7 protein-coding genes are annotated in these 12112 nt (G+C 51.3%); 5 read left to right on the top strand and 2 right to left on the bottom strand.

What is annotated here, in order from left to right; all coding sequences use genetic code 11:
- Positions 1-228 precede the first annotated feature (228 nt).
- Positions 229-2985, bottom strand: a complete 2757-nt coding sequence (barA, locus tag NNO02_RS21010; protein WP_271455640.1) for a two-component sensor histidine kinase BarA — start codon at positions 2983-2985, stop codon at positions 229-231.
- 57 nt (positions 2986-3042) lie between these two features.
- Here barA and rlmD point away from each other — a divergent pair, with 57 nt between their 5' ends.
- The 5 genes from rlmD to eno all read left to right on the top strand — a co-directional run bounded on the left by rlmD (position 3043) and on the right by eno (position 10786).
- Complete coding sequence (gene rlmD, locus NNO02_RS21005) at positions 3043-4341, top strand: 23S rRNA (uracil(1939)-C(5))-methyltransferase RlmD (protein ID WP_271455639.1); 1299 nt, start codon at positions 3043-3045, stop codon at positions 4339-4341.
- Positions 4342-4441: 100 nt separating this feature from the next.
- The gene (gene relA / locus NNO02_RS21000; protein ID WP_137382740.1) at positions 4442-6676 is read left to right on the top strand and encodes a GTP diphosphokinase; all 2235 of its coding nucleotides are present in this window, start codon (positions 4442-4444) and stop codon (positions 6674-6676) included.
- A gap of 71 nt (positions 6677-6747) precedes the next feature.
- Positions 6748-7539, top strand: a complete 792-nt coding sequence (gene mazG / locus NNO02_RS20995; RefSeq protein ID WP_271441039.1) for a nucleoside triphosphate pyrophosphohydrolase — start codon at positions 6748-6750, stop codon at positions 7537-7539.
- 224 nt (positions 7540-7763) lie between these two features.
- Positions 7764-9401: a glutamine hydrolyzing CTP synthase gene (gene pyrG / locus NNO02_RS20990; protein WP_005130912.1), complete on the top strand. Its 1638-nt coding sequence runs from the start codon at positions 7764-7766 to the stop codon at positions 9399-9401.
- 86 nt (positions 9402-9487) lie between these two features.
- Positions 9488-10786 (top strand): phosphopyruvate hydratase, encoded by a 1299-nt coding sequence (gene eno, locus NNO02_RS20985; RefSeq protein WP_202037895.1) that lies wholly within the window; start codon positions 9488-9490, stop codon positions 10784-10786.
- A 69-nt stretch (positions 10787-10855) separates the two neighbouring features.
- Here eno and NNO02_RS20980 read toward each other — a convergent pair whose 3' ends face one another.
- A complete protein-coding gene (locus NNO02_RS20980) occupies positions 10856-11965 on the bottom strand; it encodes an SDR family oxidoreductase (protein ID WP_271455638.1) in 1110 nt (369 codons plus the stop codon).
- Positions 11966-12112 lie beyond the last annotated feature (147 nt).

Below are 12112 nucleotides of genomic sequence, written 5' to 3'. Positions count from 1 at the left end.
GTGGTATACAGCGAAACCTGTAGGCCGGAAAAGACGCTGATGCCGCCTCCGGCGATGTGCCCGATGCGCGGCGCTTATCGGGCCTGTGATAAACAGCGAAACCTGTAGGCCGGATAAGGCGCTGACGCCGCATCCGGCGATGTGCCTGATGCGCGACGCTTATAGGAACTGTGGTAAACAGCAAAACCTGTAGGCTGGAAAAGGCGTTTACGCCGCCTCCGGCGAATATCACCCCAATATCCGTTTTGCTTCCCGCGCGACGTTGTCCATCTCATCAAGAAGCTCTAAAAACTCTGGTTCAAGCTCTTCTTCTTTGGTCCCGCTACGTAACTGCTGCTCGATGAGCTGGCACAGGTTTTTCATGCGGGGAACCCCGCTGTAACCGCAGCTGCCGTGTAGTTTATGAATCAAATCCACCAACCCTTCAGGGTTTTCACCCACCAGTTGCTCTTCAATTCTGTTACGGACTTCAGGCAAGAAATCGATCAGCATTTGCAGCATATCCCGCGCCAGATCGTTTTTACCGGCAGCCTGTCTCAACGCCAGTTGCCAGTCGAGGGTCGTATTCGGGTTGACCACGGGTTCAGGGGGGGCCGCCACGATAGTCCGGGCTGATGTGCCGGCACCGGGCTTATAGCGCAACAGTAAACTGTGCAATTTATCTTCTTCAATCGGCTTAGCCAGGTAGTCATTCATTCCGGCGCTGAGTAACTTCTCTTTTTGTCCTGCCATGGCATGTGCCGTTACCGCAATAACCGGTGTCTGCTGCTGGTGGGGAAGCTGATGGATCAGTTCGCAGGCACGAATACCGTCCATGTCCGGCATCTGGATATCCATCAGGATCAGATCAAACTGCATTTGTTTGGCTCTGTCCACCGCCTGATGCCCGCTGTCGCACAGCTCGACGTGCTGCACCTTATCTTCAAGCAATGCGCCGATGAGCTTCAGGTTCGCCGGGTTGTCGTCCACCGCCATCACGGTCATCGCAATCTTGCTTTCATCTAACACCTGGAGCTCTGACCCTTGGTTCAGGTGGCAATACTCGGTTAATGCAGGTAGCAATCGGGTTGAGGTGAGCGGTTTTAGCAGACATGCCGCCGCGCCGCCTTGCTTTAGTTTTTCAGCGTTAATCTGCGCATGGCAAGGCAGCGCCAGCAACAGGAAATCGGTCATCGCGGCTGCGCTTGCCAGCCGTTCATGCTGCATGGTGAGCGGCTCGCGTAATGTGACGGGTACACCAAGTAGCAGGATATCGTAGTGTTCTGCCGGTAATGCAGAGAATGAAGGGCTGTAAATCACCTCCAGTGGCGTTTCACTCAAGATATCCAACGTACATTGCGCGGCGGTAGCATTTGGTTCAACGTAAGCCAGTCGTTTACCTGCCAGACAGCGGGTGGTTGAGCGATCGCTCAGAACATTAGGATTGAGATCAAGACTGATATGGAACCAGAAGGTGGAACCGCGATTTGGTTGGCTATGGAACGAGATATCCCCGCCCATTTCATTGACCAGTTTTTGCGTGATCACAAGGCCAAGTCCGGTACCACCGTGACGGCGCGAAATGCTGGCATCAGCCTGACGGAATGCCTGGAACAGACGTGACTGATCGCGTTCTGGAATGCCAATGCCGGTATCGCGGATTTGAACTTCAATCTGGACTTTGGTGTTACTGAGCGCGCGTTTTTCAACCAAAATGTCGATATTGCCGCTCTCGGTAAATTTGATGGCATTGCCGACCAGGTTGGTAATGACCTGTTGCAGGCGCAGCGGATCGCCAATCACATTGTCCGGAACGTCATTTTTAATATTCAATGTTAGCTCCAGCCCTTTGTCATGGGAGGAGTGCGCTAACAGCGTTACGACGTCATCCAGTGTGCTGCGCAGTGGGAACGGTATGCTTTCCAGAATCAGTTTACCCGCTTCCAGTTTAGAGAAGTCGAGCACATCATTGATGATAGCGAGCAGGTTGTTGGCAGAGCGTTCAATCGTATTCAGGTGATCGCGCTGAGTGGTATTTAACTCGGTTTTTAGTGTCAGACGTGTAAAGCCAATGACACCGTTTAGCGGTGTACGTAGCTCGTGAGACATGTTCGCCAGGAACTCTGATTTAATACGTGCAGCTTCCTGAGCGCGTTTCTTTGCCAGGTCCAGCTCAACGTTTTGGATCTCCATCTGCTCCAGCGTTTCGCGCAGATCTGACGTCGCCTGATCGATATTGTGCTGCATCTCTTCATGGTAGGCGGCGAGAGACATCGCCATCGAGTTGATGCCATTCTTCAGCATATCCAGTTCGCCCAACATGAAACCTTCCACGCGGCTATCGAGCTGACCTCTACGTATTCGGTCTACGGTATTCACCATGTTGCGAATTGGGCCGGTTACGTCACGCATCAGACGCCAGCCGAAAATTAACGCAATACCAATACAAAACAGCATCATGACGCTGGAGATAAAGATCTCTTTGTACTGCTGTAATCGCACGGACTTGAGGTCCAGCTCAAGCGCCACATACCCCAGCATATTTTTGGTGTTCTTCGCATCGCTAACGGCAGATTCATCCGGTGAATAGCTTTCCGATATAATAGGGGTTCGCAGGATCATGATATCCCCGTGCCGGGTTACGCTCAGCTTTCGCGGAAACGGCGATCCGGTAGCCAATTGCATCTCTGACGGATCAAGATGAAAGTTGGAGGTGACGAACAGTCGGTTATTTTCGTCATAGACGGAAATTGCCCGCACAATATCGGAATGGCGACGATGCAACACGCTGATAAGCTGGCCGATGGATTCCCGGTTTTGCAAGTTCATGCCGTATTCGCTGGATACCGCGAGTGGCTCGATGATGCTGGCACCAGCATCTTCCAGTTGACGCTGCAAGTCGTTATAGCGATGCACAACAAAAAAGATACTGAGCAGCAAACCTATCAGGACGGTCGGGGCCAGGATCAGAATCATCATGCGTGCGCGCAGGCTGTAGTTGGTCATGGAGTTCCGTTATGGGACAATTAGGGTCACACTGTTAAATAGAGAAATATCTCGTCGATGGCGCAATTCTACTCTGCAAAACGACGCGTGACGACGCGTCAGATCATAACCGTTACCGTCAATGACCTTGATTCTTTTGGTCAGGGCGTTGCTCGTCATAACGGGAAAGCCCTGTTTATACCGGAATTGCTGCCCCAGGAAAGCGCAGAAGTGGTGATTACTGAAGATAAAAAACAGTTTGCCCGTGCGCAAGTCAAACGTCGCTTAAACGACAGTTCGGAACGCGAAGTGCCACGTTGCCCACATTTTGGGGTCTGTGGTGGCTGTCAACAGCAGCACGCCAGCATCCCTTTGCAGCAGCGTAGCAAAAGTGCGGCGTTGTCGCGTTTAATGAAATGTGAGGTGACGGAAGTTATCGCCGATACCCCGTGGGGTTATCGGCGCCGCGCGCGTTTAAGTCTGAACTATCGCGCGAAAGAGCAGCAATTGCAGATGGGGTTTCGCAAGTCCGGCTCCAGCGACATTATCGATGTGAAGCAATGCCCTATTTTGGTGCCCCAACTTGAGGCGCTGCTGCCTGAAATTCGGGCATGCCTGCAGAGTCTGCAGGGGCTGCGTCACTTGGGGCATGTCGAATTGGTGCAGGCTGGAAGTGGAACCCTGATGATTATGCGCCACACTGCGCCACTGAATACCGCAGATAAAGAAAAACTGGAATGCTTTTCGCATTCTCAGGGACTGTCTTTGTTTCTGGCTCCGCAAAGCGAGATACTGGAATCAAATTCAGAAGAATCGCCCTGGTATGATTCAAATGGACTACGTTTAACCTTCAGCCCGCGTGATTTTATCCAGGTCAATGAAGGGGTAAACCAGAAAATGGTTTCCTGTGCGCTGGAATGGCTGGATGTGCAGCCAGAGGACCGTGTGCTCGATTTGTTCTGTGGTATGGGGAATTTTACGTTACCGTTGGCCGTACGAGCAGCGAGCGTTGTGGGTGTTGAAGGTGTCCCTGCGCTGGTGGAAAAAGGCCGGGAAAATGCGCGGAATAACGGACTACACAATGTGACATTCTTTCATGAAAACCTTGAAGAAGATGTCACCAAACAACCATGGGCAAAAAACGGATTTGACAAAGTCTTGCTCGATCCCGCGCGTGCGGGGGCTGCCGGTGTGATGCAACATATTATAAAATTAAACCCTGGCCGCGTTGTTTATGTATCCTGTAATCCTGCTACGCTGGCTCGTGACAGCGAAGCGTTACTCAATGCAGGATATACCGTTCAGCGACTGGCGATGCTCGATATGTTCCCGCACACTGGACATCTGGAATCGATGGTCCTGTTTGAGCGTTTGTAATGAATTTTATACCCATTGGATTTCGGGTTGTAACGCAGCGTGAAAGACAATGGGTACGGCTTGTCGACTTCGACAGGCCAGGCCCCTTAAGGAGAGGACGATGGTTGCGGTAAGAAGTGCACATATAAATAAAGCTGGTGAGTTTGATCCTAAGAAATGGATCGCGAGTCTGGGGATCTCCAGCCAGCAGTCGTGTGAACGCTTAGCCGAAACCTGGGCGTATTGCCTGCAGCAGACACAGGGGCATCCGGATGCGGATCTGCTGCTGTGGCGTGGCGTCGAAATGGTGGAAATACTCTCCATGCTGAGTATGGATATCGACACGTTGCGAGCGGCGATGCTGTTCCCTCTGGCGGATGCCAATGTGGTGAGTGAAGACATCCTGCGCGAGAGCGTAGGCACGTCAATCGTTAATCTTATCCATGGTGTGCGTGATATGGCGGCAATACGCCAGCTAAAAGCCACGCATACCGACTCCGTCTCTTCCGAGCAGGTTGATAACGTTCGTCGCATGCTGCTGGCAATGGTCGACGACTTCCGCTGTGTGGTCATCAAGCTGGCAGAACGTATTGCTCATCTGCGAGAAGTTAAAGACGCGCCGGAAGATGAACGCGTGCTGGCGGCAAAAGAATGCACCAATATTTATGCCCCGCTGGCTAACCGATTAGGCATCGGGCAATTAAAATGGGAGCTGGAAGATTACTGCTTCCGCTACCTGCACCCAGCCGAATACAAACGCATTGCTAAATTACTGCATGAACGTCGTATCGACAGAGAACACTATATCGACGAGTTTGTTGGGCATCTGCGTTCAGAGATGAAAACCGAAGGTGTAAAAGCCGAGGTGTACGGGCGTCCGAAGCATATTTACAGCATCTGGCGCAAAATGCAGAAGAAGCAGTTGGCTTTTGACGAACTGTTCGATGTGCGCGCAGTGCGTATCGTGGCTGAGCGTTTACAGGATTGCTATGCCGCGCTGGGGATCGTGCACACTCACTATCGCCATCTGCCTGATGAGTTCGATGACTACGTTGCCAATCCGAAGCCTAATGGTTACCAGTCAATCCATACGGTTGTGCTGGGGCCAGGCGGTAAAACCATTGAAATCCAGATCCGTACCAAACAGATGCACGAAGATGCCGAACTGGGCGTTGCCGCGCACTGGAAGTACAAAGAAGGTACCGCTTCAGGCGCTGCGCGTTCTGGTCATGAAGATCGCATCGCGTGGCTGCGTAAACTGATAGCCTGGCAGGAAGAGATGGCTGATTCCGGTGAAATGCTGGATGAAGTGCGTAGCCAGGTCTTTGACGACAGAGTTTACGTCTTTACGCCAAAAGGCGATGTCGTTGACTTGCCGGCGGGTTCAACGCCGCTCGATTTTGCTTATCACATCCACAGTGATGTGGGGCATCGTTGCATTGGCGCGAAAATTGGTGGTCGCATCGTACCGTTTACCTATCAGTTGCAGATGGGTGATCAAATTGAAATCATCACCCAGAAACAGCCAAACCCAAGCCGCGACTGGCTAAACCCTAACCTGGGCTACGTGACGACCAGCAGGGGGCGCTCTAAGATCCATGCCTGGTTCCGTAAACAGGACCGGGACAAGAATATTCTGGCTGGTCGTCAGATCCTCGATGATGAACTGGCGCACCTGGGTATTAGCCTGAAAGAGGCTGAAAAACACCTGCTTCCGCGTTACAGCTTTAATGAGCTGGAAGAGCTGCTGGCGGCGATCGGCGGCGGTGACATCCGCCTCAACCAGATGGTCAACTTCCTGCAAGCGCAGTTTAATAAACCAAGCGCTGCTGAACAGGATGCCGCTGCACTGAAACAACTTCAGCAGAAAACGCAGGCCCCGCAGACTCGCCGAAAAGACGATGGGCGTGTGGTGGTCGAAGGGGTTGGAAACCTGATGCACCATATCGCGCGCTGCTGCCAGCCTATCCCTGGCGATGAGATTGTCGGGTTTATCACCCAGGGACGTGGTATTTCCGTGCACCGGGCTGACTGTGAACAACTGACAGAACTGCGCTCACATGCCCCAGAACGTATCGTTGATGCGGTTTGGGGTGAAAGCTACTCGGCAGGGTACTCGCTGGTCGTCCGTGTGCAGGCAAACGATCGGAGCGGCTTATTACGTGATATCACGACGATTCTTGCTAACGAGAAAGTAAACGTGCTGGGGGTTGCCAGCCGTAGTGATACCAAACAACAGTTGGCTACTATTGATATGACCATTGAAATCTACAACCTGCAGGTGCTCGGACGCGTGCTCGGCAAACTGAACCAGGTGCCGGATGTGATCGACGCGCGTCGCTTGCACGGTAATTAATTATTTTGTAGGCCGGATGTCGGCTGCCGCCTTATTCGGCCTACAGTTCTTCAAATCTCCAGGATTTTCACATGAATCAAATCGACCGACTGCTCGGTATTATGCAGCGCCTGCGCGACCCGGAAAACGGCTGTCCGTGGGACAAAGAGCAGACTTTCACCACGATTGCCCCTTACACCCTCGAAGAAACCTATGAAGTACTTGATGCCATTGCGCGCGAAGACTTCGACGATCTGCGTGGTGAACTGGGCGATCTGTTGTTCCAGGTGGTGTTTTACGCACAAATGGCGCAGGAAGAAGGGCGCTTCGATTTTAACGATATCTGCGCTGCGATTAGCGATAAGCTCGAACGTCGGCATCCGCATGTATTTGCCGATGTTTCTGCCAGTACTAGTCGCGAAGTGCTGACCCGCTGGGAACAGATCAAAACCGAAGAACGTGCCGGGAAGGCACAACATTCCGCGCTGGACGATATTCCCCGTAGTTTACCGGCGCTAATGCGCGCCCAGAAAATCCAGAAACGCTGCTCCAATGTTGGCTTTGACTGGAAGACTTTAGGACCGGTTGTCGACAAAGTTTATGAAGAGATTGACGAAGTCATGTTCGAGGCGAAGCAGGCTGTCGTTGACCAGGCTAAACTGGAGGAGGAAATGGGCGACCTGCTGTTTGCCACGGTCAATATGGCCCGTCATTTAGGGACAAAAGCAGAGACGGCATTGCAGAAAGCGAATGAAAAATTCGAGCGCCGTTTTCGTGAGGTTGAGCGAATTGTGGCAGCCCGCGGTCTGGAAATGACTGGTGTTGATCTGGAAACAATGGAAGAAGTCTGGCAACAGGTAAAACGGCAGGAAATTGATCTCTAAGGGATTTCGTCGGTCAAGGACGATTTGTGTGATTTTTTAAATAACAAGCGATTGATTTACGTCAAAAACATTTACCCCAAAGGGGCTATTTTCTCACTCCCGATGTTAATGTGAGCCTGGTGAAGAGGAGGAATAATGAAAGTTTGTGGCGCTCGTCATGTTCGGGTATACTACTTTCCCGTCTTGGTAATTCCATCGTTTCACCCTAACTTCTCAGGTCCAGCATGACAACGAACTATATTTTTGTGACCGGCGGGGTCGTATCCTCTCTGGGAAAAGGCATTGCCGCAGCCTCCCTCGCAGCCATTCTTGAAGCCCGTGGCCTCAATGTGACCATGATGAAACTGGATCCGTACATCAACGTCGATCCAGGTACTATGAGCCCTATCCAACACGGGGAAGTGTTCGTTACCGAAGACGGCGCTGAAACCGACCTGGACCTGGGTCACTATGAGCGTTTCATCCGCACCAAAATGAGCCGCCGTAACAACTTCACCACCGGTCGTATCTACTCCGACGTTCTGCGTAAAGAACGCCGTGGTGACTATCTGGGCGCGACCGTTCAGGTCATTCCGCACATCACGAATGCCATTAAAGAGCGCGTTCTGGAAGGCGGTGAAGGTCATGATGTTGTTCTGGTCGAAATCGGCGGAACCGTTGGGGATATCGAATCTCTGCCGTTCCTTGAAGCGATTCGCCAGATGGCTGTAGAAATTGGCCGTGAGCACACGCTGTTTATGCATCTGACGCTGGTTCCGTATATGGCGGCGGCAGGTGAAGTCAAAACCAAACCGACTCAGCACTCTGTAAAAGAGCTGCTTTCTATCGGTATTCAGCCAGATATCCTGATTTGCCGCTCCGATCGCGCAGTTCCGGCTAATGAACGTGCAAAAATTGCATTGTTCTGTAACGTTCCGGAAAAAGCGGTGATTTCTCTGAAAGATGTCGATTCCATCTATAAAATTCCGGGCCTGTTGAAATCTCAGGGCCTTGACGATTATATTTGTAAACGATTCAGCTTGAACTGTCCGGAAGCGAATCTGTCAGAATGGGAACAGGTTATCTACGAAGAAGCGAATCCGGCAGGCGAAGTGACTATCGGTATGGTCGGCAAGTACATTGAACTGCCGGATGCCTATAAGTCAGTTATCGAAGCGCTGAAGCACGGTGGCTTGAAGAATCGTGTCACCGTCAACATCAAGCTGATTGATTCGCAGGATGTTGAAACGCGTGGTGTTGAGATCCTGAAAGGTCTTGATGCCATCCTCATCCCAGGCGGCTTCGGCTACCGTGGTGTTGAAGGGAAAATCGCGACAGCGCGCTTTGCGCGTGAAAACAATATTCCTTATCTGGGCATTTGCCTGGGTATGCAGGTTGCGTTGATTGAGTTTGCTCGTAACGTCGTGGGAATGGACAACGCCAACTCCACAGAATTTGTGCCAGACTGTAAGTACCCAGTGGTGGCCCTGATTACTGAATGGCGTGATGAAGACGGCAACGTTGAAGTCCGTACCGAGAAGAGCGATCTGGGTGGCACAATGCGTCTTGGTGCGCAACAGTGTCAGCTGAGCGATGAGAGTCTGGTTCGTCAACTGTACGGTACGCCGACAATTGTTGAACGTCATCGCCACCGCTACGAAGTCAACAATATGCTGTTGAAACAGATTGAAGCTGCGGGTCTGCGTGTTGCAGGCCGTTCCGGTGATGATCAGTTGGTCGAGATCATTGAGGTACCGAATCATCCGTGGTTCGTGGCCTGTCAGTTCCACCCGGAATTTACTTCCACGCCACGTGATGGACACCCGCTGTTCGCCGGCTTTGTGAAAGCCGCCAGTGAACATCAGAAGCGTCAGGCGAAGTAAGAAGTAAAAAGTTAGAACGGCAATGCACCCATCAGGGTGCATTGTTTGTCTGGAGTTTTAGTTTAACTTGTACTGAGGAAAACCTAATGTCCAAAATCGTTAAAATCATCGGTCGTGAAATCATCGACTCCCGTGGTAACCCGACTGTTGAAGCCGAAGTACACCTGGAAGGTGGTTTCGTTGGTATGGCAGCAGCTCCGTCAGGTGCTTCTACTGGTTCCCGCGAAGCACTGGAACTGCGCGATGGCGACAAATCCCGTTTCATGGGTAAAGGCGTACTGAAAGCTGTTGCAGCTGTAAACGGCCCGATTGCTCAGGCTCTGCTGGGTAAAGATGCTAAAGATCAGGCTGGCATCGACAAGATCATGATCGATCTGGACGGTACTGAAAACAAATCCAACTTCGGTGCAAACGCCATCCTGGCTGTGTCCCTGGCGAACGCCAAAGCAGCAGCTGCTGCTAAAGGCCTGCCGCTGTATGCACACATCGCTGAACTGAACGGTACTCCGGGCAAATACTCCATGCCGGTTCCGATGATGAACATCATCAACGGTGGTGAGCACGCTGACAACAACGTCGACATCCAGGAATTTATGATTCAGCCGGTTGGCGCTAAATCCCTGAAAGAAGCCGTTCGTATGGGTTCCGAAGTGTTCCACAACCTGGCTAAAGTTCTGAAAGCTAAAGGTATGAACACTGCAGTTGGTGACGAAGGTGGCTACGCGCCGAACCTGGGTTCCAACGCTGAAGCTCTGGCTGTAATCGCTGAAGCGGTTAAAGCAGCAGGCTACGAGCTGGGCAAAGACATCACTCTGGCGATGGACTGTGCAGCGTCTGAATTCTACAAAGACGGTAAATACGTTCTGGCTGGCGAAGGCAACAAAGCGTTCACCTCCGAAGAATTCACTCACTTCCTGGAAGAACTGACCAAACAGTACCCGATCGTATCCATCGAAGATGGTCTGGACGAGTCTGACTGGGACGGTTTCGCATACCAGACAAAAGTACTGGGCGACAAAATCCAGCTGGTTGGTGACGATCTGTTCGTAACCAACACCAAGATCCTGAAAGAAGGCATCGAAAAAGGCATCGTTAACTCCATCCTGATCAAATTCAACCAGATCGGTTCTCTGACCGAAACTCTGGCTGCGATCAAAATGGCGAAAGACGCTGGCTACACTGCTGTCATCTCTCACCGTTCTGGCGAAACTGAAGATGCTACCATCGCTGACCTGGCTGTTGGTACCGCTGCAGGCCAGATCAAAACGGGTTCTATGAGCCGTTCTGACCGTGTTGCTAAGTACAACCAGCTGATTCGTATCGAAGAAGCTCTGGGTGAACACGCTCCGTACAACGGTCGTAAAGAGATCAAAGGTCAGGCGTAATCCTGTTCTTTCTCTGATTTAAAAATGCCAGCCTTCGGGCTGGCATTTTTTTGCCTACACAATCGCAACCTATTTAAAGTCCACCGCCATTTGCTGTGGAATAGTCAGCCCACGTGTCGTCTGCACACAGCGCTCAATGTAATCGGTAAAACGCGGCGGCTTCGGCATCCCCATGCTGAGCAGCTTATCATTGCTGAATCGCACGTTCAGCGTTGCGAACGCGCCGTAAAGACGCATGGCTTTAAGCATCAGTCGTTCGTTGCAGGGGCCAAAAATATTCTTCAGTTCACGGCGCATTTGGACCAGCGTTTCATAGCTGACCTGTGCGTATTTATTGCCGACGGGAGCTTGTTCCAGCGCAGATGCCATCGCGCTATCAATATCTGCAAACCTCACGCTATTTTCTTCTCCTGCTGAGATGTGCACTACTTCACCGCGAGCGAGCGGACTGCTCAGTAACATCAGCAATGCATCGGCGCAGTAATCAACCGGGATCACGTCAATACGGTCTTCCATCGAACACATAAATTTTTGTAGCATCAGACCCATGCTGAATACCCAGAAAATACTGCTGGAGGGTTGGCAGCCATGATGAGTGTGGCCAACAACGATAGAAGGCCGCGCGATAACCAGTGGTAATGTTAGGCATTCCTGTTGCATCAGACGCTCTATCGTGGATTTAGAGTGCGTATACTCAACCAGATGCTCAGCACGTTCGCGAAATTCTGCACTTTCTGCCACCAGTGAATCGGGTTCTGGGGAGCATGACATCGCTGTACCAACGTGAAGAAAGCGCTGCAGGCTGCCGACACTGGCCATTCTCCGGGCGAACTTCAGCGTTCCTTCGACATTTACTTTCCAGATAAGCGGGTTGTTGCCAAAAGAGGCGACGGCGGCGCAGTTGATGACATGAGTAACCTGGTCCAGACGCGGGTCGTTAAGAAACGCTTCGGGTTCTACCAAATCACCCAACAGGATATTCCGCGGGCTAAGTGCGGCCAGCTTTTCTTCTGCAATATTAAATTTGCGCAGATTTTCCTTTATCCGTTCCAGCGCAGATACATCATTATCGGCACGAACTAAAAGCAACAGATTAAATCCATTTGTCTGATTCAGAATGTTTTCTAAAACGGCTCCGCCCAAAAAACCGGTTGCGCCAGTAATTAATAGTGTATTCATGAATGCAGTCTCATTAGGGGTGGTTGACTGGATTCTAGGCGCGGATAATTAAACGGAGATTAAATGGAAAATTAGCGTAAGGTTAGGTTTCTTAAGCCTATTTTAATATAAAAAATACCGCGGATCGAATTTGACTATGCATGATAC

Origin of the sequence: Citrobacter sp. Awk 2 (genome assembly GCF_028069815.1) — a bacterium.
GTDB lineage: Bacteria > Pseudomonadota > Gammaproteobacteria > Enterobacterales > Enterobacteriaceae > Citrobacter.
Note: the sequence above shows the minus strand (reverse complement) of the source record. Positions and strands in the feature narration are given on the sequence as shown.

Excerpts from the sequence above, each read along its gene's own strand:
- barA (WP_271455640.1), bottom strand. The coding sequence starts at position 2,985 with ATGACCAACTACAGCCTGCGCGCACGCATGATGATTCTGATCCTGGCC.
- rlmD (WP_271455639.1), top strand. The coding sequence starts at position 3,043 with ATGGCGCAATTCTACTCTGCAAAACGACGCGTGACGACGCGTCAGATC.
- relA (WP_137382740.1), top strand. The coding sequence starts at position 4,442 with ATGGTTGCGGTAAGAAGTGCACATATAAATAAAGCTGGTGAGTTTGAT.
- mazG (WP_271441039.1), top strand. The coding sequence starts at position 6,748 with ATGAATCAAATCGACCGACTGCTCGGTATTATGCAGCGCCTGCGCGAC.
- pyrG (WP_005130912.1), top strand. The coding sequence starts at position 7,764 with ATGACAACGAACTATATTTTTGTGACCGGCGGGGTCGTATCCTCTCTG.
- eno (WP_202037895.1), top strand. The coding sequence starts at position 9,488 with ATGTCCAAAATCGTTAAAATCATCGGTCGTGAAATCATCGACTCCCGT.
- NNO02_RS20980 (WP_271455638.1), bottom strand. The coding sequence starts at position 11,965 with ATGAATACACTATTAATTACTGGCGCAACCGGTTTTTTGGGCGGAGCC.